Origin of the sequence: Pontibacter sp. E15-1 (genome assembly GCF_022601975.1) — a bacterium.
Classification (GTDB): domain Bacteria; phylum Bacteroidota; class Bacteroidia; order Cytophagales; family Hymenobacteraceae; genus Pontibacter.
In genome coordinates this window covers 231,142-256,410 of the sequence record NZ_JAKVIR010000001.1, presented here as the reverse complement: position 1 = coordinate 256,410, position 25,269 = coordinate 231,142, and the positions used below count along the sequence as shown (strand labels likewise).

The 25,269-nt window shown below is 54.3% G+C and carries 20 protein-coding genes and 2 pseudogenes; 14 read left to right on the top strand and 8 right to left on the bottom strand.

What is annotated here, in order from left to right; all coding sequences use genetic code 11:
- Positions 1 to 88: 88 nt before the first annotated feature.
- On the bottom strand, positions 89 to 3,166 hold the full coding sequence (locus MKJ04_RS01080) for an adenylate/guanylate cyclase domain-containing protein (RefSeq protein ID WP_241638413.1): 3,078 nt from the start codon (positions 3,164 to 3,166) through the stop codon (positions 89 to 91).
- Between the two features lie 444 nt (positions 3,167 to 3,610).
- On the opposite strand from MKJ04_RS01080, the gene MKJ04_RS01075 reads away from it, so the two are divergent.
- The 5 genes and pseudogenes from MKJ04_RS01075 to MKJ04_RS01055 form a co-directional block, all read left to right on the top strand.
- Positions 3,611 to 4,000, top strand: a complete 390-nt coding sequence (locus MKJ04_RS01075) for a hypothetical protein (protein WP_241638411.1) — start codon at positions 3,611 to 3,613, stop codon at positions 3,998 to 4,000.
- Between the two features lie 70 nt (positions 4,001 to 4,070).
- On the top strand, positions 4,071 to 4,478 hold the full coding sequence (locus tag MKJ04_RS01070) for a hypothetical protein (protein ID WP_241638410.1): 408 nt from the start codon (positions 4,071 to 4,073) through the stop codon (positions 4,476 to 4,478).
- Between the two features lie 633 nt (positions 4,479 to 5,111).
- A pseudogene (locus tag MKJ04_RS01065) lies at positions 5,112 to 5,363 on the top strand (SDR family NAD(P)-dependent oxidoreductase); the annotation flags it as partial.
- 65 nt (positions 5,364 to 5,428) lie between these two features.
- On the top strand, positions 5,429 to 6,304 hold the full coding sequence (locus tag MKJ04_RS01060; protein ID WP_241638409.1) for a polysaccharide deacetylase family protein: 876 nt from the start codon (positions 5,429 to 5,431) through the stop codon (positions 6,302 to 6,304).
- Positions 6,305 to 6,755: 451 nt separating this feature from the next.
- Positions 6,756 to 6,977 (top strand): annotated as a pseudogene (locus MKJ04_RS01055) (fumarylacetoacetate hydrolase family protein); the annotation flags it as partial.
- Between the two features lie 147 nt (positions 6,978 to 7,124).
- Here MKJ04_RS01055 and hrpB read toward each other — a convergent pair.
- Positions 7,125 to 9,680 (bottom strand): ATP-dependent helicase HrpB, encoded by a 2,556-nt coding sequence (gene hrpB / locus MKJ04_RS01050; RefSeq protein WP_241638408.1) that lies wholly within the window; start codon positions 9,678 to 9,680, stop codon positions 7,125 to 7,127.
- Positions 9,681 to 10,015: 335 nt separating this feature from the next.
- Between hrpB and MKJ04_RS01045 the strand changes: the two genes are divergently transcribed.
- Positions 10,016 to 10,483 (top strand): Hsp20/alpha crystallin family protein, encoded by a 468-nt coding sequence (locus MKJ04_RS01045; protein ID WP_241638407.1) that lies wholly within the window; start codon positions 10,016 to 10,018, stop codon positions 10,481 to 10,483.
- 115 nt (positions 10,484 to 10,598) lie between these two features.
- Here MKJ04_RS01045 and MKJ04_RS01040 read toward each other — a convergent pair whose 3' ends face one another.
- Positions 10,599 to 11,624, bottom strand: coding sequence for an LLM class flavin-dependent oxidoreductase (locus tag MKJ04_RS01040; protein ID WP_241638406.1), 1,026 nt, complete (start codon positions 11,622 to 11,624; stop codon positions 10,599 to 10,601).
- 358 nt (positions 11,625 to 11,982) lie between these two features.
- On the opposite strand from MKJ04_RS01040, the gene MKJ04_RS01035 reads away from it, so the two are divergent.
- Entirely contained in the window at positions 11,983 to 12,855 is an 873-nt protein-coding gene (locus tag MKJ04_RS01035) for an aldo/keto reductase (RefSeq protein WP_241638405.1), read from the top strand.
- 393 nt (positions 12,856 to 13,248) lie between these two features.
- Here the strand turns inward: MKJ04_RS01035 and MKJ04_RS01030 are convergent, their stop codons facing one another.
- Positions 13,249 to 14,814 (bottom strand): protein adenylyltransferase SelO, encoded by a 1,566-nt coding sequence (locus MKJ04_RS01030; RefSeq protein ID WP_241638404.1) that lies wholly within the window; start codon positions 14,812 to 14,814, stop codon positions 13,249 to 13,251.
- 66 nt (positions 14,815 to 14,880) lie between these two features.
- Positions 14,881 to 15,366: a peptide-methionine (R)-S-oxide reductase MsrB gene (gene msrB / locus MKJ04_RS01025; RefSeq protein ID WP_241638403.1), complete on the bottom strand. Its 486-nt coding sequence runs from the start codon at positions 15,364 to 15,366 to the stop codon at positions 14,881 to 14,883.
- 229 nt (positions 15,367 to 15,595) lie between these two features.
- Here msrB and MKJ04_RS01020 point away from each other — a divergent pair, with 229 nt between their 5' ends.
- The 5 genes from MKJ04_RS01020 to MKJ04_RS01000 all read left to right on the top strand — a co-directional run bounded on the left by MKJ04_RS01020 (position 15,596) and on the right by MKJ04_RS01000 (position 18,800).
- Positions 15,596 to 16,525 (top strand): 2-hydroxyacid dehydrogenase, encoded by a 930-nt coding sequence (locus MKJ04_RS01020; protein ID WP_241638402.1) that lies wholly within the window; start codon positions 15,596 to 15,598, stop codon positions 16,523 to 16,525.
- Position 16,526: 1 nt separating this feature from the next.
- Positions 16,527 to 16,940, top strand: coding sequence for a VOC family protein (locus tag MKJ04_RS01015; protein WP_241638401.1), 414 nt, complete (start codon positions 16,527 to 16,529; stop codon positions 16,938 to 16,940).
- Positions 16,941 to 17,081: 141 nt separating this feature from the next.
- Positions 17,082 to 17,297 carry a hypothetical protein gene (locus MKJ04_RS01010; protein ID WP_241638400.1) on the top strand — a complete coding sequence of 72 codons (216 nt, stop codon included), beginning with the start codon at positions 17,082 to 17,084 and terminating at the stop codon, positions 17,295 to 17,297.
- Between the two features lie 122 nt (positions 17,298 to 17,419).
- Entirely contained in the window at positions 17,420 to 17,878 is a 459-nt protein-coding gene (locus MKJ04_RS01005) for a hypothetical protein (RefSeq protein WP_241638399.1), read from the top strand.
- 316 nt (positions 17,879 to 18,194) lie between these two features.
- Complete coding sequence (locus MKJ04_RS01000) at positions 18,195 to 18,800, top strand: MarC family protein (RefSeq protein ID WP_241638398.1); 606 nt, start codon at positions 18,195 to 18,197, stop codon at positions 18,798 to 18,800.
- Between the two features lie 51 nt (positions 18,801 to 18,851).
- On the opposite strand, the gene MKJ04_RS00995 is transcribed toward MKJ04_RS01000, so the two are convergent.
- Genes MKJ04_RS00995 through MKJ04_RS00985 form a run of 3 tightly spaced genes read right to left on the bottom strand, consistent with a single transcriptional unit; the run spans position 18,852 to position 22,548 of the window.
- The gene (locus MKJ04_RS00995) at positions 18,852 to 19,727 is read right to left on the bottom strand and encodes a universal stress protein (RefSeq protein WP_241638397.1); all 876 of its coding nucleotides are present in this window, start codon (positions 19,725 to 19,727) and stop codon (positions 18,852 to 18,854) included.
- A gap of 11 nt (positions 19,728 to 19,738) precedes the next feature.
- Positions 19,739 to 21,379: a BCCT family transporter gene (locus MKJ04_RS00990; protein ID WP_241638396.1), complete on the bottom strand. Its 1,641-nt coding sequence runs from the start codon at positions 21,377 to 21,379 to the stop codon at positions 19,739 to 19,741.
- Between the two features lie 20 nt (positions 21,380 to 21,399).
- A complete protein-coding gene (locus MKJ04_RS00985; protein ID WP_241638395.1) occupies positions 21,400 to 22,548 on the bottom strand; it encodes a hypothetical protein in 1,149 nt (382 codons plus the stop codon).
- Between the two features lie 610 nt (positions 22,549 to 23,158).
- Here MKJ04_RS00985 and MKJ04_RS00980 point away from each other — a divergent pair.
- Positions 23,159 to 24,589, top strand: coding sequence for an FAD-binding oxidoreductase (locus MKJ04_RS00980; RefSeq protein ID WP_241638394.1), 1,431 nt, complete (start codon positions 23,159 to 23,161; stop codon positions 24,587 to 24,589).
- Between the two features lie 83 nt (positions 24,590 to 24,672).
- The gene (locus MKJ04_RS00975; protein ID WP_241638393.1) at positions 24,673 to 25,116 is read left to right on the top strand and encodes a cupin domain-containing protein; all 444 of its coding nucleotides are present in this window, start codon (positions 24,673 to 24,675) and stop codon (positions 25,114 to 25,116) included.
- Positions 25,117 to 25,269: the final 153 nt, after the last annotated feature.

Sequence of the window (25,269 nt, the reverse complement as noted above, 5' to 3'; positions counted from 1 at the left end):
TCCCAAACTGTCCGCAGCCGTAGCTTTCAGAATAATCCCCACCGGATCTCATTTCGGTGGGGATTCTTTGTGTATGGGCATCAGAAGATTAGAGCAAAACAGGGTGCGGCACGATGGCCTCCACAAAGTACATGTCGATGTCGCCTTTGTTTTTTGCCTCTACCTTGCCGCGGTAACTGCACCTGAAATCGTCTTTGATCAGGGTGTAGGTGGCCCCCGAGATATTCACTTTGCCTACCTCGCCGCACGACTCCATGCGGGCTGCCGTGTTCACGGTGTCGCCCCAGATGTCGTAGGCGAACTTGGTGGTGCCCACGATGCCCGCCACCACCGGCCCGGTATGGATGCCGATCCGGATCTCGAACTTGTGATGTTTCAGCCGCTTGTTATCGGGGTTCAGGTTTTGCACAAAGTCCAGAATCTCCAGCCCAGCCTTCACCACATCGGTGGGGGTGTTGGCCCCCGGGTTCGGGATGCCGCCCGCGCACATGTAGGCATCGCCAATGGTTTTGATTTTCTCGATGTTGTACTTGGTGATGATGCGGTCGAAGGCGCAGAAGTAGAAGTCGATGACGGCTACCAGTTCTTCCGGCGTCAGGTGCTCGCTTATTTTTGTGAAATCCTTGAAGTCAGTGAAGAGCACGGTTGCGGCCTTATAGCTGCGGGCCAGGGCACGGCCTTTGGCCTTCAGTTCCTCAGCGGTTTCGGAAGGCAGGATGTTTAGGAGCAGGTCGTCAGACTTCTTCTTTTCTTCCTCCAACTGCGCCGTGCGTTCATGCACGACTTTCTCCAGGCTTTTTTGGGTGGCGATCAGGTGGCGGTGTTTGATCTTAACGAAGCCCCAGATCACCAGGCCATACAGCACCACATACAGGGTATAGGCCCACCACGTCCGGTAAAATGGCGGCAGCGACGTAAACGCAAACGTCGTAGGCTGGTTTACGGTGCCATAGATATTCTTCGAGCGTACCTTAAACACATACGTGCCCTCGTCCAGGCCAGTGAACTCTCTTTTCGTCTCAGTGGTCCAGAGCGACCATTTCTCATCCTCCCCCTCCAGCATATAACTGTAGAGCAGTTGCCCGGGGGCGTCGTAGGAAGTAGCGGTATACTCAAAGCTGATTGATTTAACGGCATGAGGCAGCACAAACTCAAATTGCGGGGTCTGTGCGACGGTGGCTGTGCCTTTGTTGGCAAACGCCCCGTAGAAAACGGTGGAGTCGCCGAGCAGATTGACTTTACGAAGTAAGGTTTTCTGCTGTGTTCTGTAATTCTTCGGCACAAAAGGGTTATAGCTGAAAATGCCTTCGGTGGTGGCCAGCCACACCACACCGGCTGCGTCCGGGTATATGGTCCACACATCCACGCGGGGTACCCTGCTGAGTGGGATGGTATCCCAGGTATAGCTGTTCTGTGCCGTTTTGCGCAACATTCCGGTTCTAAACTCAGAGGTAAGCCATACATTGCCGTTGCGGTCTTCGGTCAGGTTAATGGCCTCCTTGGTGCCGCCTGCAAACCTTTTTCCAAAGGTGGCATCGGGCAGTAAGCGGTATTTCTGGCCATCCTTTTTAAAACTGTAGAGACCTTTGCTGGTGCCAAGGTAAATTTTACCTTTCACAGCATACAAAGGCAACTGATCAAAGTCATTCAAGATGCGTTCCGACAGTTTCAGGTTCAAGACAGGAGGTTTGAGCCCATATTCCTTTGCATCGGCTATAATGGAGATACTGGTATCGCTGGACGCCCAGATTTTGCCTGCCCTGTCCTGCACCAGCGAGGTTACCGGATGTTTCACGGCTTTTATGTTTCCCTCCCATTTCCATTCGCCACTCCGGTGGGTTAGTAAGGCGAGGCCGCCTGAAGTGCCAATGTAAAACCGGGCCGGGTACACGGTGGAGCGGTGGATTGTTTTGTAAGTGATATTCCCCCCAACCGGCGAGACACGGTGCAAAGAACTGTCCGCCAGGGTATAGATGCCTTTTGAGTTGGCAAGCAGCAGGGTATCGCCCGCATCCACTATTTTCCATACCTCCTTCTGCAACAGCGGTAATTTTCGGAAGGTAGGTGTCGGGTCCAGTTCACTCGCAATATGAACTCCGGAAGAAGTGCCAACATACAGTAAGGGGCCTTTCTTGAGTATGTCCAGCACAATGCCGTCGAGTCCGGTGGATTTGTTAAGGTAGGAAATCGGGGAGGGGTAGTCGATGCGGCTGATGCCCTTGTTCAATGCTGCCCAAAGGCCGCCTTCCTGGTCTATGCACAGCGCCATCGCGGTATTATCGTTCAGGCCGGTTTCCTGATCGATCACTTTTTTTACTCGTCCTTCCTGGTCCAGAATCAGTATGCCGGCACCCTGTGTAGCCAAAGCAAAGGTCCCGTCGGACAAACTGATGCCGTGCAAAAAAGATATCTCACTCATAATGGATGTGGGGCTCAATTTTTCCAGGGTATGGTCTCTGTACCTGTACAAACCGCTTTCGTATGTGGCGATGAGAAAATTAAGCGTAGAGGCTTTGGTGGCAGGCAAAGGCAGTAAAGCCGATACCATCAAGCCCTTTATTCCTTCACTACCGGGCAAGGTAAGGAAGCGGTCGTGCTCCAGCAGGAGGATGCCTTTTTCTTTTTCAACCACATAGAGCCTGTTGTGGATCGAGAAAATACGCGAGTAACCCGCTTCGCTGCGCCAGATCCGAAAGTGAGTGCCGGTCCAGCGGAACAGTTTGTTCTCTGTGAGAAAGTATACATCGCGGCTTACGGCAGCCGCTTTTTTAAAGTCGAGGTTGGCCTGATCTCCTCGTAACCGGGGGAGCAAAGAAACAAATTGCATTTTGCCGGCGGAGTCGGGGCTAAGAAAACCCATATCCGTGCTGCTGCAGGCAAAAATCTTTCCTTCGCTGTTCCGGGCGAGCTGGGTGCGCCCAAGCCCCGCCGTGCCAGCCACCATGCGCCAGTTCAGCCCATCATACTCCAGCACACCGCTTGTGTTACTCACATAGATGATCCCACGGTTGTCCTGCACGATGCCCCAGTTCTGCGGGCTCGAGATATAGGCATAACTTTGGTAAGCCGTCGGTGGGAAACTTTGGACGAAAGGGTTCCCTAGCTGTGCCAGCACATAGGTAGACACTAACACGAAAAGGAGAGTGGCAACTATATGTTTTAACATTGTAATATCCTTTGAAGTAATTATATTAAATGTATACTAAATTTATACAAAAATAGGTATCATTTTGTACTTTTAACGTATAAGCAGAAAATACAGCCTGAATATCAGGAGTTAACTATCTAAATATTTGTATTATGCCACAAGGAAAAGTAGTGCCCGTAAAGCCAACAATGACCTCAAGAGTTAGTCAGACAGACGAAGAATCCGTGCAGAACAGCAGCAACACACAACCGACTTCTCCCATAAATAAGTTGCCGGGAACGACTAACACCACAACCAATCCGACAGGTGCGAAGGACGTGGAATCCTAAGACCCAGGCCCTTTCCTTCAGTATCCGAATACCTGCAATTCAGCAGCGGTTTTACCGGCAGTCTGCCTGCCGGATGAGCGTACGCATGCCAATTCTTATGTAAAAATTATCTACTAACTAAAACTATACAGCTATGCCTAGAGGAGTCGTTATTGCCGTTACACCTGGTAGAAAAAAAAGTAAAGATGAAAAAGAAGATAAAGAAGAAATGAGCACAGATTGGATTGAAGGTTTTTTAAGGTTCCTCAATAATAATTTGGATTCTGAAGATGAGCAGCCATCAATATTTGAAAAAACTGAAGAAAATTTGTTAAAAGTAGGTTATGTCGAAAGTTGCGAAGATCATCCTGGTGGTTCTGGAAATTCGCCTGTTCGAAAAAATGAAATAATATTATTTGGTGTTGATGCAAGTCAATACCCTGAAATTTCTTCCGGTTTACCCTGTTCTGATTCTAACTCAAAAAAAATTAATTTTAAAGCGCGAAGGTACAATGTGAAGATAGTTTATGAGATAAAAATGTGAAAAGTAAGTTTTAAATCATATAACGTAAATTTACTTCTAGCTTCATTTAATATATTTCATATCTACCGCCATGCCACAGGGAAAAGTCATTGCCGTTAAACCGTCCTATAAAAGTGTGCAGTTTGCCTTTGAAAACGAGGGTAGGCTATACGAAACCGTCGCATCTGAAAGTACCGAGGACGCATCTCGCAAATCAAACCTGATCCTGATCGGGGTATGCAAGGACGACATTGCCTCGTGCGACACAAGGAAAGTAAAGGCTGTAGTGTGGTATGAAGATGACAAAAACGAATTCGATGTCGGGGACTATGTGGACTTTGACGATGACAAAACGAAGAAGCTGACCTTCGAGGGCGCGAAAAATGTAAAGAAAATAAAACACGGGAAATTCAGGATCCCGGCGTTTCTGTTGTCCAATATTGCCCTGCTGGCATCTGTGTTCCTGATCGGGATGTTGGTAAAAGACAGCAGAAGGTAACAGTTTCGCCCAGTACCCAAACGGCACGAAGCTACCTCTTACCTTTCCAAACCGGGTATGGAAAGGTATAAAGGTAGGAGTTGAGTTCCCGGCGCTCATACCTGGTTTGCCCAAGTGCCCCTACAAGTTTCAGAAGCATCTGGCCTGTATATGCGAGTATACAGGCTTTGTTATGTATGGCCTTCTTGCAGGGGCACCAACATTAGCCGCTATTCATTTACATACACTGCCCCTCATACCTTATCGGGGTTTACAACTTATGCCTACCTACAGGCGCCACTGATTGACTTTTCCGCTAGCGTTTAGGGTTGCTGGCGTTCTTCTGTAAATTTTCCGCTGCTACAATATTATGCTTATATTAGAGCAGGTATAAATCTGATTTTGGAAGCGGGTATTGTTAAGCCAGAATTTTGGCGAAGCATTTTTTAAACCGTATGGCAGCGCTTTGCGGCGATAAAAACATGATTCAGGTTCTATAGCAAATGGCAATTTTTCTCTTTGAGAGAGCATGTGTCATCAGCGTAAACAAAACGAGACTATGTTTCAACTGACGAACCAGTTAGCCGCAGTTTCGGGTGGCGGGAGTGGTATCGAAAAAGCGGAGGCACTTGCCTTTGCCCGGCAGGGGGGCACGACAACATCCGCTGCAACAGTATCTCACCGGCACGGGTCCATACCCCCTTCGTCGACGGTTTTCTGGCCAAAAACTATCCCGGTCAGAACGAGGAGATGTTCGGGAAACTCTCGAAGTCGCAGCCTATCGGCCGCATGGCAAGGCCCGAGGAAATCGCCGGGCTTTTCCTATACCTCTGTTCCGAAGAGGCGGCCTTTATCACCGGAAACGATTACCCGATCGACGGCGGCCTCATCAAACTGAATAGCTAGCCGGCAGAGCTGGATATAAATAATAGGCACCCGGTAAAATAGCAGTGTTAGCAAGATTCAGCTTTATGAATAGGAACTTAGAGCAGGCAGAATACTCCAAAGACGTTAAGTGGCTGATCGTGCATGCCGATGATGCCGGGTTATCATGCTCCGAAAACAGGGCAACGGTACAGGCCCTTTCATACGGCGTGGTGAATTCATACAGTATCATGATGCCTTGTCCATGGGCTCTAGAAATGGTCGATTTCGCCAGAAGCAATCCCCGGTATGATTGCGGCATTCACCTGACACTTACCTGCGAATGGAAGTTCTATAAGTTCAGACCGGTTTTGCCGCCGCAGGAAGTGGCAAGCCTGGTAGACCCGCATGGATACTTCCACAGCAGCCGGGACGCGGTAAAGCGCTATGCAAAACCAGAGCATGTCAGAAAAGAGCTGCGGGCGCAAATCGAGAAAGCCATCGGATTAGGGTTGCGGCCAACGCATTTAGACACGCACATGTTTGCTTTGGGGGCAAGTTCTGAGTTGCTTCAGGTATACAAACAGCTGGGCGAAGAATTCGATTTGCCTATCCTTTTGAGCAGACAGCATCTGGCCGGTTCTGACGAAGCGTTGGGGCTAACTACCAGCAGTGCCGGACTTAGCGTTGACCACCTGTATGTAGGAGAATACAAGTGGTTTGAGAATGAAGGCTTGGCCAGCTACTATGACCAGGTTTTAGACAATATGCAGCCGGGGTTAAACACCATCCTGATCCATCCGGCATTCGACGATGCGGAAATGCAAGGACTCTGTGTGGAGCATCCAAATTTCGGTGCCAGTTGGAGACAAGCTGATTTCGATTATTTCACAAGCGCGCGGTGTGTCCAAAAAATGGCCGCCAATAACATACGCCTCACAACCTGGGCCGAAACACAAGTGCGCCAGGCCAAAACCATATAGCCCTAAACGGAGCAGACAGGGGCAGTTTGATGTAAGAAGTATAAAGCATATATAAATCATTTAAAAAAAGCCTTCCCACCGGAGGAAGCCTAAAAGCAACACGATGAAACTGATATGGAGAACCACCTAAAGAGAAAACAGGAGTAATCCTTGATGATGTGCCCTACGATACAAGCGCGTTTGGGGAAAATTATACCATTATCGAATGGATTCAGCGTACTGGAGTTTTTTCATTTCGTGAATTTTGCAACTGTAAACACTGGCGCAAGCGTCCGCTTGTGCTTTCATATGAAATGCGGCAGATGGGATGCATTGTGAGTCACAAGCGGACGCTTGCGCCATAGAGCGGATCTATGCGTACCAATCAATTGATAATGGTATTAAAATAGACATTTTTTTGAGACCAGCGGCATGGCCCGGCTGGAAGAGTTTCTGGCTGAGCACGAAGACAGGCACCACCGCCAACTTCATCTTCAGAATTCCTTTTCTGGTTTTCTACGTCAGCCAGTTCATGACCCTGCTGCCCGGCGACATCATCTCAACCGGAACACCGGCTGGCGTGAGGCTGGGCATGAAACCGCCGCGCTACCTGAAGCCGGGCGATCTAGTGGAGTTAGGGGTAGACGGACTGAGCAGCTTCAGGCAAGGGGTCAAGGGGTATACCAAAACGTAACGCGTAGCGGCAGGAAATTCAGGCTTTTCTGACTTCTTTATACATAATCAAGGATGTATGATGCCATTATATAAGACAGTAAACCCCCTCTGAAAAGGCAGAAAGCCCCCAGTTGTACCTGTGGGGTATGGCGCAAGCCACTGCATCTTACCGATTCCCTTCCGGGCGCTTTTTTGTGCCTCTTATAGGCGGGGCCGAAAGCGGGTCTTCGGGCCAATGGTGCTTGGGGTAGCGGCCACGCAAGTCTTTGCGGACCTCAAAATAGCCCGATGCCCAAAAGCTCCGCAAGTCGCGGGTAACTTGTACGGGCCTGGAGGCGGGGGAGAGCAGGTGCAGAAGCAGGGGGACGCTGCCCCCGCCAATTTTTGGGGTATCGAGCAGGCCAAACACCTCCTGCAAGCGCACGGCTAAAACGGGCGTTGCCGGGTCTGTGTAATCCAGGGCAATGCGCGAGCCGCTGGGCACCTGCAAATGCGTCGGGGCAAGGCGGTCCATTTCCTGCCGTTTCTCCCAGGGGAGCTCTGCCAGCAGCAGCTCATTAAAATCCAGCCTGGCTACCTGCTCCAAAGTGTGTAGCCCCGGCAGATGGGGCGCAAGCCATTCCTCCAGCGTGTCAGCCAGGGCAGCATCCGATGCATCTGGCCATTGGTCTGGCTGCAGCTGGTTCAGGAAGGCGAGGCGCTGGCGTGTTCGCAGGGCCTCCGCCGACCAGGGCAGCCGGTCTATTCCTTTTTGCTGCAGGGCCTGCAACAAGGCGCGCGCCACTTGCTCCTGGTCAGGGTTTGTTTTCAGCATTTCCTCCAGCACCAGCGCTCCCAGCCGCGTGACCTGCCGGGAGATCACCCGTCCGGTGGTCTCTTCCCAACGAACCTCCTGCACATCTTCCACCAGTTCCTGAAAGTGCAGCAGTATATCCGCTTTGGCGATCGGGGCGGCCAGCAGCACGCGGGCTTGCTTGCCTGTCTCGAGATGGGCCACGGCATAATAATCGCTTTCGCCGAACAGCTCTGTGGCCAGGTTTGCCCGCTGGCCGCTCACTAACCGCACCCGCCCCGACGACTCCCGCTGCGCCAGCCGGTCGGGGTAAGCAAGGGCCGTGAGGATGCCTGCCATCTCGGGGGCCACTTTGCCTGCCGCCTCGCGCAGACGCTGCCGGAGGTTCTGTGCTTGCTCGCGTACCCGACGCAGGGCGTTCTCGTCCGTCACAAAGCCGGGCGTGGGCAACCGCCGACCAGCAAGCAGCTCCAGGCGCAGCGCGAGATCAGGCAGCGGGCTGCTGTAGGGCTGTTGCATTGGTTTCAGGATGTCGCGCTCCGAGAGCAGCGAGGCAAGGGCGCAGGCCGTGGCGCCATACCCCAGGGCGTAGCCGCGCACCACCAGATGCCCCAGCCGGGGCGACAGACCCAGGGCCGCCAGCGCTTTTCCGTGGCGCGTCGCGTTTCCCTGAGGGTCTATCGCCTGCAGCCGGAGCAGCAAATCCTGCGCCAGCGACATCGCCGCCGCCGGCGGGATATCCAGCCAGGATAAAGACGATGCATCCTTCACGCCCCAAATGGCCAATTCCAGGGCAAGGCCGGTCAGGTCGGCCTCGCGGATTTCGGGTACTTGCCGGTCGGGGAGTTGCAGCTGATCAGCGGAAGACCATAGCCGGTAGCAGACCCCGGGTCCCAGACGGCCTGCCCGGCCCCGACGCTGGTCTGCCGCAGCCCTCGAGACAGCGGTCGTTTCTAAGGTGGTGAGCCCGGTGCGCGGAATAAAGCGTGGGGCGCGGGCATAGCCGCCGTCAATCACCACTTTCACTCCCTCTATGGTAAGGCTCGTCTCGGCGATGCTGGTAGCCAGCACCACTTTGCGCTTTCCGGCAGGGGCAGGCTGAATGGCAGCTAGCTGCTTGCTGAGGGGCAGGTCGCCGTGCAGCAGGTGCAGGTCCGTGGCAGCGGGCAGCCTGCCTTCAAGGCGCTGTTCCACTTTGCGCATCTCGCCCATACCCGGCAGAAACACCAGCACATCGCCGTCTGGCTCGGCTGCCATGGCTTGCCGGATGGCCGCGGGCACCAGGTTAGCGAGCCGTTCTGCTGGCCACTTGCCCGCTCCGGCAGCCTCAGCTGGCGTCAGGTAGTGCGTCTCCACGGGGTATAGGCGTCCCTCGCTCCGGATAACGGGCGCTTGCAGCCAGTTGCCCACTGTGGCGGCGTCCAGGGTTGCGCTCATCACCAACAGGCGCAGGTCCGGGCGCAGCACCGCCTGCGCGTCCAGGGCAAGGGCCAGCCCGAGGTCGGCCTGCAGGCTGCGCTCATGAAACTCATCGAAAATAACTGCCGCAACGCCCTCCAGGGCCGGGTCGTCCTGCAGCAGGCGGGTCAGGATACCCTCCGTCACCACCTCGATGCGGGTTTTGCCGGATACCACGTGCTCCATCCGCACCCAATACCCCACCGTTTGGCCCACAGGCTCCCCCAGCAGGTCTGACATGCGCTGGGCAGCTGCCCTGGCCGCCAGCCTGCGTGGCTCCAGCACCAGAATCTTTCCTGTCCGGCACCAGGCTGCCGCCAGCATGGCCAGCGGCACAAGGGTCGTCTTTCCTGCTCCGGGCGGAGCCTCCAGCACAGCCTTCGGGTGGGTGTCCAGGGCGGCCAGCAGGCGTGGCAGCGCTTCCTTTACCGGCAATTCAGGCAGGGTAGGGTAGTTTTCTTGGGATGTCATGGTCCCCCAAAGTTCAGCATTCTTTTCTGAAACTACAGCCCTCCCGTCCGATTCTGTGCAGCTGGCCCGCGCTGCCTTGTGACACCAGTAAGGGTGAGAGGCTGAAGCCAACGCGACACCCATATCCGTATAAAGCCCCCTGCGTGGTAGGGTATACCGCCCACCTGTATAGTGTTGCTAACCTATTGGCTGTGAAAGAAATGTGTGATTGGTTCAACCAAAGTAAAAACCAAATCGTTAAAATAAATATACCTCATGGTATAAAATGCCCTTCGGTACAGCTGTGTTTTGATGATTGTGTAACTATGTTTTTTTGATCTTAAAACCTGAGAACGATGGCAAATTTAATGAAACGAGAGGGCGGCGTTGGAACACCTGCCCGCTCTATATTTTCGGACTTTTTCTCGGATGTGGACCGCATCTTTGACAATGACATGTTTTTGATGCCGATGCCATGGAAGAGAATGGATGCTGGCAGCGTGCCAGCCGTCAACATTAAAGACAATGAGAAAGATTACCTGATCGAGGTGGCTGCCCCCGGCATGAAAAAGGAGGACTTCAACGTGGATATGGACGAGGGTACTCTTACCATCAGCAGCCAGAAGCAGGAAGAGAAAACGGAGGAGAAAGATAACTTCAAAAGACGGGAGTACAATTACAGCTCTTTCAGCCGTTCGTTTGCCCTGCCCGATAATGTGAAAACAGAGGAAATTAAAGCCCAGTATACAGATGGTGTATTACGCCTGACAGTGCCAAAGCGGGAGCAGCAAGAGCGTCCAAAAAAACGAATCAAGATAGACTGAGGGAGGTATGGATTGAGTAAAAGCCGGGGCGGGCGCATGTCATATGCGTCCGCCCCGGCTTTTTTAGCGGCATAAGCACTTTGCAGAAATGCCTTACGAGGGTATGGCCCAAAGATTATACTGCTGGTTGTTTACCCATAAGCTGCGACAGCAACTCGTAGGAATGCAGGCGCGCCGCATGGTCATACACGTTTACAGCTACCATCACCTCGTCTACTTGCGTGGCTTCCACAAAAGCCTGCAACTGCTTTTCCACCGTCTCTTGCGAGCCGATGAAGGTATAGCGCAGCATTTGCCGTACCGCATACTCCTCTGAGGCATCCCAGTGTCCTTCCATGCTTTCTACAGGCGCTTGCATCGGCTTTGCCTTGCCCCGGATCACGTTAAGGAACGAGAGGTAGAGCGAGGTGGCCAGGTGCTGCGCCTCCTCGTCGGTGTCGGCGGCTACCACGTTGATGCCCGCCATGGTGTATGGCTTTTCGAGGCTTTTGGAAGGCCGGAAATGATCGTGGTATACCTCCAGGGCCGAATGGAGCATGCTCGGGGCAAAATGGCTGGCGAAGGCAAAGGGCAAGCCCCGGATGCCGGCCAGTTGCGCACTGAATGTGCTGGAGCCCAGCAGCCAGATCGGGACGTTCAGCCCTTGCCCGGGCACCGCCTTCACGCGGGCCGAAGGGTTGTCGGCCGAGAAATACCCCTGCAGTTCTGCCACGTTCTCCGGGAAATCCTCCCCAGAGCCCCGCAGGTCGCGGCGCAGGGCCATGGCCGTTACCTGGTCGGTGCCGGGCGCGCGGCCCAGGCCCAGGTCAATCCTGCCGGGGTATAGGGTCTCGAGCGTGCCGAATTGCTCGGCCACCACAAGCGGGGCGTGGTTCGGGAGCATGATTCCTCCCGAGCCTACCCGGATGGTGGAGGTGCCACCGGCTATATGCCCGATCAGCACGGAGGTGGCGGAACTGGCAATGCCAGGCATGTTGTGGTGCTCGGCCATCCAGTAGCGGGTATAGCCCCAGTCCTCTACGTGGCGGGCAAGGTCCAGGGTGTTGCGGAACGAGTCGGCCGGGGTCTTGCCATCGAGTATGGGCACCAGGTCCAGAACGGAAAAACGGGTATCAGAAAGATTTTTAGTTGGATTGCTCATGCGGTATACTGCCTATGTTTGACGGTTTTTATACGATGTTTACGTTACGTGCGGAGCGAATATGAATCACGTGGCCAGCCTCCGCATACGCTGCCGTATCCCTATCAACCCAAAAGGGGCGTAATGGTTTTCAACCGGCCGGAATAACCGCCGTAGGAACAAGAACTGAATTTTTAACCTAGAGCATGTTTGAAATTCATCTTTTGGGCTGCAAATTGTTCATAAAGGAATCTGACTTCGCCTTTTTATCACCCCATAGCGCTGCTATGCGGCTCAAAAAACGCTTCGCCAGAACCCTTCCTGAACAATTTTCGATTTCAAAAACGAAATTTAAACATGCTCTCAAAACAACTGAACCATGACAGAAAGCACATCATATACCCAAACGTTTACACTGGGCGGCGAGATGGAGGTAAACCGGATGGGGTATGGCGCCATGCGGATTACCGGCGACGGCATCTGGGGGCCACCTCAGGACAAAGACGAGGCGATCCGGGTGCTGCAGCGGGCGGTAGCGCTAGGCATCAACTTTATCGACACGGCAGATAGCTATGGCCCGAACGTGTCGGAAGAACTGATTGCGGAGGCGCTGCACCCATACCCCGACAACCTGGTGATCGCCACGAAGGGCGGCCTGCTGCGCACCGGCCCCAACGAGTGGCCCATTAATGCGAACCCTGACCATTTACGCGAGGCGCTGGAGGGCAGCCTGCAGCGCCTGAAACTAGACCGCATCGATCTGTACCAATTGCACCGCGTAGACCCCGAGGTTCCGTTTGAGAAGAGCCTGGAGTTTTTGCAACAGGTGCAGGAAGAGGGCCTCATCCGGCACATCGGGCTGTCGGAGGTGTCGGTGGAGCAGATAAAGAAGGCGCAGAAGTACGTAAAGGTGGTGTCGGTGCAGAACAAGTATAGCGTAGACAACCGCGACTGGGAGGATGAACTGGTATACTGCCGCGAGCAGGGTATGGCGTTCATTCCGTGGTATCCCCTGGGTGGCGGAAACCTGGACGCGCTGAAAAAGCTGGAAGCCGTTGCCCACGCTCATGGCGTGACCACCCATCAGGTTGCCCTCAGCTGGCTCTTGCACCACTCCCCAAACATTCTGCTCATACCGGGCACCTCCAAGGTAAAGCACCTGGAAGAGAATTTTAAGTCTGCCACGATTACACTATCGGAAGAGGAAATGCAGACGCTGAATAAAATCAGCGCGGCGCAGGTGTCGGGTTGAAAGGGGAAGTAGTTTGAGTACCCGCCGAAGGGTATAAAACGGAAAAGCGCGTGAGTATAGATTAACTTATACCCTCAATTAAGGTGAACTTGGGCATATAGCGGTTATTTCGACACTCGAAACACCTTGTTTCATAGCCTACTTTGCGCTCCACGCCCGCTGGTGCGCGTTTTCCCTCTCGGCGCTGTGTACATTTCCTGCCTAACGGCTGCCACTGACGTGGCACCGGAAATATACAAGGCGCCTCACGGAAAAACTGGAAATCATTTTGCCTTGATCTAGCTAAACTTTACTTCTCCAAAGCAGAAAAACTTATTCAAAAGCAGGTTAACCTACAGCTATGCCCAAGTTCACGTTAGTTTAGGTTCACGCGCTTTTCGGGTTTTAGAGAGGTCAGGAACTGCAGGAGAGCATGGAGCACCCGGCCTTTTGCGATGCCCATTCCGGGCGCTTCGCGAAAAAGGCGTCCGCATCGGTGGTATACGGCGTTTTGATCGCCTCCTGAAGCTGTCTGAAAAGCTGGTCTTCGCCTCGCTCCAGTTCCTCAATGGCCTGGTGCAGCAGGTAGTTGCGCAGAATGAAGCGCGGGTTGCTTTCCTGCATTAGCTGCAGCGCTTCCGCAGGGGTGCAGATGTTCTCCTGTCTTCGGGCGTCATACCGTGTCATCAACCTGAACAAGGCTGTTGCTCCCTCGTGGTTTGGGGTCTGGTAAAAGCTCTCTGAAAAATGATCGAGCACCGCCTGTGCGTCTGCGGGGTGGGGCGGGAGCGTCATGAGCAACTGGTAGAAGATGGTCATGTCTGGCTTCAGGGTAGCCAGAGTTTCCTCGAACTGCTTGATAAAGGCTTTGTCAGTGTCGCGTACCTCGTCCAAGCCCAGCTTGTTTCCCATCATGGCGTAGTAGTGCCGGTAGAAGCTCTCGCGGTAGGTCTCCAGGGTGGCCACCAGTTTCTCGGTGTCGGGCAGCAGCGGGGCCAGGGCACTGGCCAGGCAGCCCAGGTTCCAGTAGCCGATGGCGTGTTGCTGGCCAAAGGCGTACCTGCGCCCAGGCAGGTCGGTGGTGTTGGGCGTGAAAGCGGGGTCATAGTCGTCGAGAAAAGAGAACGGGCCGTAGTCGATCGTTAGCCCCAGCACCGACATGTTATCGGTGTTCATCACGCCGTGCACAAAGCCCACCCGCAGCCATTCCACCATCAGGCGCGCCGTGCGCTCCACCACTTCCTCAAACCACGCCAGCAGCTTTTCGTCGCGCCCGCCTTGCAGGTGCGGGAAGTACCGGGCCATCGTCCAGTCGGTTAGCTGCCTCAGGTTGTCGAGCTCTTTTCTGGCTGCCAGCAGCTCAAAATTGCCGAAACGCAGGAAGCTGGGGGCCGTGCGCAGCACGATGGCACCCGGTTCGTGGGCCGCGTTGCCGTTGTAGAACATGTCGCGCAGCACTTGGTCTCCGGTGCGCACCAGGCTCAGGGCCCTGGTGGTGGGCACCCGAAGGTAATGCATCGCCTCGCTCATGAGATATTCCCTGACGGACGAGCGCAGTACCGCCCTACCGTCGGCCCTGCGGGAGTAGGGGGTAGGGCCCGCGCCTTTCAGCTGCAGTTCCCAGCTGTTGCCCGGGCTCACTTCATGCTCTCCCAGGGTAATGGCGCGGCCATCGCCCAGCTGGCCAGCCCAATTCCCGAACTGATGCCCGGCATAGCAGGCCGCATACGGCTGCATCGAGGGGGCCAGCCCGTTGCCGGCCAGCACAGCGATGTCTTCCTGCGTGGCCGGTTTCAGTATACCCAGTTCGGCGGACAGCGCATCAGACCACGCCAGTAGGGTGGGGCCGCTTACAGGCGTCGGGCTGACGCGGCTATACAGGACCCCGGGCGTCTGGCGGGGCTGTTTCTCTCCGCTTTCATCGCCAGGGAAGGATTTTACAAACTCATTTTTATACGCAATGCTGCTGATGTTTTGCATGGAATTCTGTTTGATGTATGGGTAGGGCAGGTATGCCACCCTGACCCAAAGGTACCAGGTATAAAATTAACGTATAGTTTCGGCATCTTGGCAGTCGGGTGTCAGGCCGGGGGGCAGCTTGACCAAGCTTGCCGAGTTAATGCAGTAGCGAAGCCCGTGCGGCGCAGGCCCGTCATGGGACACATGGCCCAGGTGGCAGTCGCAGACGTTGCACATCGCCTCGATACGGTGCATCTTGTGGCTGTCGTCGAAAGCGTATTTGAGCGCACCCTTGCTGGAGGGCTGCGTAAAGCTGGGCCACCCGGAGATGGCGTTGTATTTTTCGGAGGCCTGGAAAAGGACGCTGCCGCAGCCCACACAGGCATATGCCCCGGGGGTATACACGCGGCAAAAAGCATTCCGGTAAGCCCGCTCGGTTCCTTTCAGGCGGGTAACTGCATACTGCTCCGGGGTAAGGTGCCGCCGCCATTCCTCCTCCGTTCGCTCAAGGCGATGCACAGGCTCAGGATTTCCGTATTTGGCGTAGGTGATGATGTCTTTCCAGCGAAGCATAACGGGTCGATTGTAAGCAAAGTCGCTGTTGCTTCAACAGAAAACTGCCCGCTATGTTCCAAACGTATATCCTGGCAAGCGGACGGATGGTTGTGTTCCTGCTGCGTTCAAGTTGCCGATCGGGCTTCTTCTGGCCGTTTTATACCCAGGGAGTAGGCCATAAGCCCGGCAGGGGGTATAGAGAGTGACGCATTTTATTTGTACCATTGTGCTAAAGTAAAACAGTAGTATGTCGATTATGATTTTCAGCCAGCGGAAGGATGTGCGTCCGTGGCTCAAAGCATTACAGGATGCAAGGCCTGATCTGGATGTAAGGGTATACCCCGATAAAAGGGACAACAGCGAAGTGACGTTTGCCCTGGCCTGGAACCATCCGATGGGCGCTTTCCGTGATTTCCCCAACATTAAATGCATTGCCTCGATGGGGGCAGGCGCAGACCACGTGCTCAAAGACCCCGAGCTCCCGCAGGATGCGGTTGTCACCCGGATCGTGGACGAGAACCTGACCCACGACATGGGCACGTTTACCCTTGCCCTCGCGCTGAGCCACTTACGGGGCCTCACGGGGTATAAAGTGCACGAGCGGTCGCATGTATGGTGGCCCCAGCGCTACAAAAGACCCGCCGACGTAACGGTTGGCGTGATGGGCCTGGGCGTGTTGGGCGCGCACGTAGCCCAGACGCTCCGCCTCAACGGCTTTACGGTGAATGGCTGGGCCACCGCGGCCAGGCCTTTGGACGGTGTCCGGACCTTTGCCGGGGCGGAAGCGCTGCCTGACTTTCTGGCGCAGGCCGATATCCTGATCTGCCTGCTGCCGCTCACCCCATCCACTGCCAATATCCTGAACAAAGAGACGTTTGCCAAGCTGCCCCAGGGTGCCTATGTGATTAACGTGGCGCGGGGCGAGCACCTGGTAGACGAGGACCTGGTGGAGATGCTAGACAATGGCCATCTGGCTGGCGCTAGCCTGGACGTGTTCCGGCAGGAGCCGCTGCCCGCCGCACACCCCTTCTGGAGCCACCCCCGGATTGACATTACCCCGCACATCGCCAGCACCACAGAGCCCGCCTCGGTAGTGGGCCAGATATTGGCAAATTACGACAGGCTTCAGCGAAACGAGGCCCTGCACCATGTGGTATCACGACAAAAAGGCTATTGACATGAACCCCTTCCACCTCGCTTTCAAAGTAAAAGACATCGCCTCTACCCGCAGGTTCTACATCGAGATCCTGGCTTGCCCCGAAGGCAGGAGCACCGCCTCCTGGATCGACTTCGACTTTTTCGGGCACCAACTTTCCGCTCACGTCAGCGACAGCCGCCCCGCCCTGAATTATTGCGGCAAAGTGGATGGCGTGAGAGTGCCGATCCCGCATTTCGGCTGCATTCTGGAGCAAGCGGAATTTGACCGGGTGCAGGAACAGTTGCTGCGGCACGACATAGCATTCATCATAAAACCACAGACGCGATACGAGGGGCAGCCGGGAGAGCAGCGCACCATGTTTGTGCTGGACCTGAGCGGCAACCCCATTGAGTTCAAATCCTTCCGTGACAAAACCGCTATTTTCGCCACCTGACGCTCCGCCTTCTGCGGCATGCCTCAGACAGAAATTTGCCTGGCAGCCGGGTGCGGTTACCCGTTGGAAAGTGCCGTAGCCCATGCCCACTCATATCTATTCTGGCGGTGCACACGTACGCTACAAAAAATGTATATAGCTATGAGCAAAGAAACATTCCCAGACATTCTGAAAAATCTCCTGAAGGACCCGGACCAGATAACAGAAGTGCTTAACAATCCGGGCAAATTCGGGATGGAGTTATACGACTCGCTGACCACCCGCCAAAAACAATACATCATCTTCGCCGCCGCTGCAGGGCTGGTTGTATATGGTTTTTCACTCGGGGGGAACAGCAGCGAGGAAGAGGCAGTATAATACAGCGTTTATACCTTTCGGCAGGGGCAGGATGCTGCAGAAGCTTATTTTATTCATGAGACGGGTGGATGTATACCATGCCGTCGCGTCGGAGCAGCACTATACCCGTATCCCTCAAATTTATGAAACCATACCCCCTCCAATGGCTGTTGGGGTTTGCACTATTGGCAGGTTGCCAGCCAAGCGCGGATAAACAGCCCGTAGCGGAGGAAACAACGCATTCTTCCGTAACTTCGTGCTACCAGTACCTTCAGGGCAACGACACCGTTTCGCTGCGCCTGGTACAAACAGGATTGCTGGTGACAGGTGACCTGACGTATAACCTCTTTGAAAAGGATAAAAACCGAGGCACAATTAAAGGGGCATTTGCCGGTGATACCCTGTTCGCTGATTATACCTTTCAGTCTGAAGGTATGGAGTCAGTTCGTGAGGTTGCCTTTCTGAAACAAAACTCAGCACTGGCCGAAGGGTATGGCGAGATAAAGGAAATAGACGGGAAAATGCGGTTTACAGACAAGTCTCAACTATCTTTCGAGCACGTGCAGTTGCGAATCATACCCTGTGAAGCTGTAAAATTTTAAACGGTTAAACACCTGATGTATACCTGCTTGCATTAGCACAGAGGTATACCTTACAGAGAAAGAAAATGCGCAGGACTTTCGCATCTAATCGAAACACGGAGCGAAAGCAGTCTTGAGTCTGCCGTTGTTGTGTGTTCTCACCAACAACTTGTTGGTCAAAAGACGCAACAAGGGCAGCTTTGCGAAAGTCCTGATGCGAATGAGCAGCCACTGGCAACGGAGGCTGCTTTTTTATTATATTACCCACAAACGTCTTTTGTGCTCCGATTAACCTGGATACCCTAGATCGTAAGCTTTTTACAATTTATCATACCCTATGATTGCAGCAATTTTTAGTTTTCTGGTGATGCTGAACCCTTTTGCCCTCTTTCTTTACCTGAGACCCGTGATGCAGGATTTGTCGGAGGCTGATTTCCGAGCGGTTTTCCTGAAAGCGACGACCATATCTTTCTTTATCTTCATGGTGTTCCTGCTTTTCGGGGATGTGGTGTTTGAGAAGGTTTTCCGGATCAACTTTGAGTCGTTCCGGATCTTCGGCGGCATCGTGTTGTTCTCGCTGGCGTACATCTTTATCGTGCAGGGCAAGAAAGCCTTTATCCAGATCAAAGGCGACCTGCATGACCTTGCCTCGGAGATTGCCTTGCCGTTCATGGTAGGGGCGGGCACCATTTCGCTTACGGTGCTGATGGCGGAGCAACTGGAACTTTGGCAGGGTATACTTTCCCTCGTCCTGATCATGTTCACCAACTTTGCCGTGATCATGGGCCTCAAGCAAATACGGCGCAGCATGAACTCCAAGAAAGTGCAGACTGCGTTCGACAAAAACATGGAGTTGCTGCTGCGCATCAACGGTTTTTTTGTGGGCGCTATCGGCGTTGATATGGTGGTGACCGGTATAAGTAACCTCATGCGGGCGGCATAAAAATCCTGACGCCATAAAAAGAGGGAAGCTAAACCAGCTTCCCTCTTTTTATTACTTGATCACTTCTTCCGAATAAACCATCCAGATCGGTACGGCAATATCCATGTTATAGAGCTTAGTCGGCACGCTGCCAAGGCTTAGCGACGGGATCGGGTTGTTGCCTTTCAGGCCGAGCACCAGCAGGCCGTGTTTCCCTTTCTGGAGCTGTATACTGATACGGTCTGCCACGCTCTTGCCGGCAGCGCGCACCAGGGTATAAGGCACACCGGCAATCTCCGGATGCCGCTTTTGCAGGTCCTTGAACTTGCCTTTCACCACCTCCTCGGCCTTGTTAATGGCTTTTTCCTCTGAGATGAGCGGGAAATACTGTGTCGGCAGTTTATACACGTGCATGATCTCCAGGTCGAGGTTCAGCTGGGCCACCAGGCTTTTGCTAAGCCGGAGCGCATGCTCCGATGCCGCTGAGAAGTCGATGGGCGTGAGGACGTGGCTAATGTCAAAGCTCGCCGTTTCCGGGAAGACCAGCACACTGCACGGCAGGATGCGCAGGAGCTTCGTGCCGAGTGCCCCTGTGCTCTTGTCGCTCATGCGCTTGCCCAGCAGCGTCAGCTTCACGTTATACCGCTTCACCAGGTCCGCCATGATCACCTCGGTGTTGGGCTCCTCGCTTACCAGTATCTCGTAGTCGGCGGCATTGGCGAAGTTCTCCGTCACGGTATCCGCGATGCTGGCTTCAATCTCCGAGCCCAGGTCCACATCCCCGAACACATCCCGGAAGTCGTCGCTCAATTCTGAGGTCCGGATATTGTGCACAAAATACACCTTTCTGACCGGTAGGCGTTCGCACATGGAGCGGGTAAACTTTACCAGCGTTTCGTCTATATCGCTGAGGTCCAGGCAGACCATCATAGAGTCGATTGCAATCATAACTGTTCGGTTTAGGGAGTTTCTTTTTTTGCTTCTACCGCCGCCTCATGCTTCGCGGCGCGTTTTGTCAGTGCCTCGGCCACCAGCTGTTGATAGGCTTTCCGCTGCTGCGCCTTGCCCAGTTTGTTCTCCTCTTCCAGCTCCTCACTCAAGCCCCTATAGAGGCTGTAGCACATAATGAGCAGGATGATGGCAAAGGGCAGACCCGTGATAATTACGGCTGTTTGCAGTGCCTGCAAGCCACCTCCGATCAGAAGAACGGCGGCTATACCACCCTCGGCCAAGGCCCAGAAAACACGAATGCCCACAGGGGAATCGGCTCTGCCGCCTGAGGTCAGGCTATCCACTACCAGCGAGCCGGAGTCGGAGGAGGTTACAAAGAACCCGGCCACCAGGATAATGCCGATGATAGAGAGGGCCGTGGAGAAGGGGAGCTGCTCAAAGAACACGAACAGCGCCGTGGACATGTCTTTGGTGACGGCTTCGGCTACGGCTGTCTCGCCGCCCAGCACATCGCGCAGGGCAGTGCTTCCGAAAACGGTCATCCATAGGAAAGAGAGCAACGACGGCACGATCAGCACCCCCAGCACAAACTCGCGGATGGTGCGGCCTTTCGATACGCGGGCAATGAAAATACCCACGAACGGCGCCCAGGAGATCCACCAGGCCCAATAAAACACAGTCCAGCCGCCTTGCCAGTTACGGGTAGAGTAGGCCTCGTTCCAGAAGGAAAGCTGCATGAAGTCGCCGATGTATGACCCCACGTTCTGGACATAGGAGCTCAGGATGAATACGGTAGGGCCTAGAATCAACACAGCTAGCAGGAGCACCAGAGCAATGCGGATATTCCACTCGCTCAAAATTCGCACGCCTTTATCGACACCGGTTACCACCGAAATGGTGGCAATACCCGTGATGACAGCGATCAGGATAATCTGGGTCGTGACGTCGCTGGCAATAACCGGGAACACATGGTGCAGACCGGCTGCCACCTGTTTCACACCCAAACCCAGCGAGGTTGCCAGACCGAAAAGCGTGGCGATCACCGCCAGGGTATCGATGATGTCGCCGATCACGCCATGGATGCGCTCTCCCAGGAAAGGGTAGAACACCGAGCGTATGGTGAGGGGCAGCTTGCGGCTATAGGTAAAATACGCTAGCGACAAACCCACCAGGGCATATATGGCCCAGGCATGGAAACCCCAGTGCAGAAACGTGAAGTTCATGGCTTGCCGTGCCGCTGCAGGCGTGCCGGGCTCCCCCAAAGGAGGCGTCTGGAAATGGTTGATCGGCTCGGCGATGCTCCAAAACAAAAGGCCAATACCCATACCTGCGCTGAACAGCATGGCAAACCACGAGGAGGTGCTGAACTCCGGTTTGGCCTCTTTGCCGCCCAGCCGTATGCCGCCGAACTTGCCAAAGGCCATGTAGAGGCAGAACGCCACAAACACGTTCACGCTCAGGATGAACAGCCACCCCATGTTAGCGGTAACTGATGCCTGCACCTCACTGAAAAACGCCTCTGCCCCCTCCCTGAAGATCAGGACAAGCGCAATGCTTATCACCAGTATCACGATGGAAGACCAGAAAACGGGGCCGTTTACTTCAAGCCCCAACGACTTCCTGGTATCACTCCTAGCTACTTTACTCATCAATTATATATTTAGAAGTATTAGAAATAGTATCCCATGTTTATGTTAAAGCGCAGGTGCCAGTCGGTGTCGCCGGGCGTGCCGCTGGCAAAGCCATTCTGCCACTGCGGGCCCAACCAGGGCTGGTTATACCCAAAGGCCGCGTCGGTATAGATGTACATAGACCCTGCGGTAAAGAGCGCGCCCAGCACGTTCATCTGCGAGTCCTCGAAGCCGCTTACCCTTTTGTTGTAATAGCCATAGTTGTCGTAGAGCGTGATGCCCTGCAGCAAGCGCGACTCAATGGGCACGTGGTAGGAAACACCCGCCGTGTATACTTCCCCTTTGGTGGCTACGTTGTAATTCGCGCCGTAGGCACCCATCTCGATAAAGTCGAGGTCGTTGTCAGCGGCGTACTTTGGGTTGATGCGGTAGCGCATGGCTTGCAGCTTCACGTTCCAGGGGCTATCGATGGGTTTGTACTCATAGTGCAGCGCCTCGGCATGCCGCGTGCCGTTCATTTCGGTGTCCAGGTTATAGATCAGGCCGCCCTGCACCGAGGCACCCAGTTCATGTTCCCGGTCCTCGCCGCCGCGCCGGAGCACCTTCAGGTTGAGCTGGTTGTTCTCTTTGTTGCGGCCCGTAATGTCATACGAATACCGGTTGGGGCTCGCCTCCGAGGAACCGAAGACAAACTCCTCCGCACTCTTGTAGTAAGCCGCCTGCCACTGCCAAAGGCCCGTGTCGTGGATGTACTTTACCCCCATGTCGTGGTCGTCCTCAAAGCCAATGTAATAGGTCAGGTTGAAGAACCAGTTGTGGGAGTTATACTGCTGTATACCAAACGGAACCTGGTTCAGGCCGACCTGGATCTGGGAGACGTCCGAGAAATCGTGCTCAAACCAACCCTGCTTCAGGAAGCCGCCGCCAAAGCCCTGGGAATACAGGCGGTACTCGGCGTTCAGCTTAATGCCTTTGTAAGCCGACTGCACGTTGATCCGGAACAAGTCGTAGCCGAAGTCGCCGCCACGTTCCAACTGGTCTTTTTTCCAGGTCGAGAGATTGTAGTTAAAACGCAAGGCGCCCCCGATCGTCAGTGTCGGCTTGTCCTCCGGCTTCTCGTCCGGAGCCTGCGCAAAGCAGGTCAAACTTGTCAGGAAGGCTGTTAGAAGTAAAAGTGTTTTATGCATCTTTATGTAAGAGAGTAGGGATTTAGTTGTTACACGAGTCCTCCTGTAGTTCCACGATTTTCCGGGTAAATCGTTACTTCCGGAATGCCCACAAAATTGTGCTGGTACGCTCCATTACGCTATGTGGCACATGCTACGGATGGGGGAACTACAGGCCTATGCAATGCAAAAATGACAGGCCGTGGACGGGCGCTACATCACGTGTTATGCTCCACGGGTATCACGCAGTATTTTGACAAAGGTAATGGTTTAAGTGGGCCGGGTGGGTATGAACACGGAAGGATGCTATATTCTCGTCTCATTGTGACAGTCTCAGCTACAAACAGCATAAATGCACTTTTCAATATACTTAGAAACAGACAGCATTTCCTTTTTATAGTGCAGGATGCGTGCGCCACTATCGTACAGAAGTTAGGTATTCCTCCTCATTAAATGGATGGGTTAACTTAATATATACAATTGTTAAAGTGCATTTATTAATTGTATACGTACAAAACACTGCACTTTCTGCGCAATGAGGGATGCATGGTAAAGCGGCCAGTGGCTGGCGGAAGAAGAGCGCCGGGGGTGCTAAAGTTGAAATTAGGTATAAGAACTGGAGGAGAAACAGATGAGCACATACGCAACAGGATCACTAGGAGGGGCTACCTCAAAAATTTCAGAACAGGATCTTTCACATTTCAGGGATTCGCTGCACGGCGATTTGCTAACGCCAACCTCGGAGAAATACGACGAGGTCCGGACGGTATGGAACGACATGATAGACCGGCACCCAAGCATGATTGCGCGATGCACCACCGCAGAAGATGTGATGCACGCGGTGTCTTTTGCCAACTGGCACAAACTGTTGGTGGCCGTGCGGGGCGGGGGGCACAATATAGCCGGAAACGCGGTCTGCGACGATGGCCTGATGATTGACCTGCAGCAGATGCGTCAGGTCCGGATCGACCCCAACGCCAAAATCGCGCACGTGGAGCCAGGCTGCACGCTCGCAGATTTCGACCGTGAGGCCCAGGCATTCGGGCTCGCCACACCCACAGGCATCAACTCGACCACCGGCGTTGCGGGGCTTACCCTCGGGGGCGGTTTTGGCTGGCTCAGCCGGAAGTATGGCCTTACCGTAGATAGCCTCCTCTCCGCGGAAGTGGTGACCGCCGAGGGCAAACTCCTGCACGCCAGCAAAGACGAGAACCAGGATTTGTTTTGGGCCATTCGGGGCGGCGGAGGCAACTTCGGGGTGGTTACTTCCTTCGAGTTCGCGCTACACCCCGTTGGGCCTGAGGTCCTGTCCGGGCTGCTGATACACCCGCTGCAAGACGCGAAAAACGTGCTGCAGCATTACCGCGAGTGTGTGGCTACGTTCCCCGATGAGACGTCGGTATGGGTTGTGTTGCGCAAGGCGCCGCCCCTTCCGTTTATACCCGAGGAGTGGCACGGCAAGGAGGTTGTGATACTGGCAGCGTTCCATGCAGGCGAGATGAGCGAGGGAGAGCGGATTCTGGAGCCCCTCAGAAAATTCGGAAACCCCATTGCCGATGTGATCGGGCCGCACCAGTACGCAGAATGGCAGCAGGCATTCGACCCGCTGCTTACTCCCGGTGCCCGCAACTACTGGAAGTCCCACAACTTTGAAAAGCTGGACGAAGCGTTACTGGACCTGCTGATCGTGTCAACCCAAAACCTACCCTCCCCACTCACAGAGATTTTCATTGGGCAGATGGGAGGCCAGACAAACCGCATCGCCAGCACCGACACCGCATACCCGCACCGCGACGCGAATTTTGTGATGAACCTGCATGGCCGTTGGGAAGACCCCTCCGATGACAAGAAGGTTACGGATTGGGCACGCGAATTATTCAACGCCGCAGCGCCCTATGCCACAGGCGGGGTATATGTCAACTTCCTGACTGGGGAGGAGTCTAACCGTATCCGTCTGGCGTATGGCCCCAACTACGACCGCCTGGTGAAAATTAAGACAAAATATGACCCGAACAACCTGTTCCGGTATAACCAGAATGTCCGGCCCGACACCGAAAGTTAACTAAACCTACTTTCAGGGCACCCCATGGGATGTTTTTGCAATTAGCAAGGCATCCATACTTCGGGCATTGCAGAGCTGCACGCATGAAAACTACTATAGAACCGCGCTTTGTGCTGGGCCACAAGGTATGCCTGATTCATACCCCCGGCGACTTCGACATGGCTCTGGTCCATACCATGCCCAACGTAAAAGGCCCGCCGCCGCATTACCATAACCACCTGGCTGAGCTGTTTTATGCTGTGAAGGGGCAGTTGGAGGTGATGGTGGAGGGAGAGTGGCATACCCTGAGCCAGGGAGATAGCCTCGTCGTGCCAAGCGGCAAAGTGCATACCTTCCGCAACAGTGGGCCGGAAGAGGCAGAGTGGCTGACAACCTGGAGCCCCAAGGGATTTGGCCGATTCTTTGATGCGTTCGGGGTTCCTACCTCCAGAAAGCATGCCTTCGAAGCATCTACCGCACCCAAGCTGGTAGAGCGGTTCAGGCAGCAGGCCATTGACTACGACATGATTATTACCCAAGAAGAGTAAGGCTGTTTTGTTGAAGCAACTAAGGTGCACGCTCTTAGGCACGTCCGGGTATTTCAGGGGCTTATCTCATCATTGCGCTGTTTTTTCCCTTCCTCCTACACAGCAAGTGCGAGAAAGTCTACAACCCCTTGAGCGTAGCGATTGCTTCCAGCA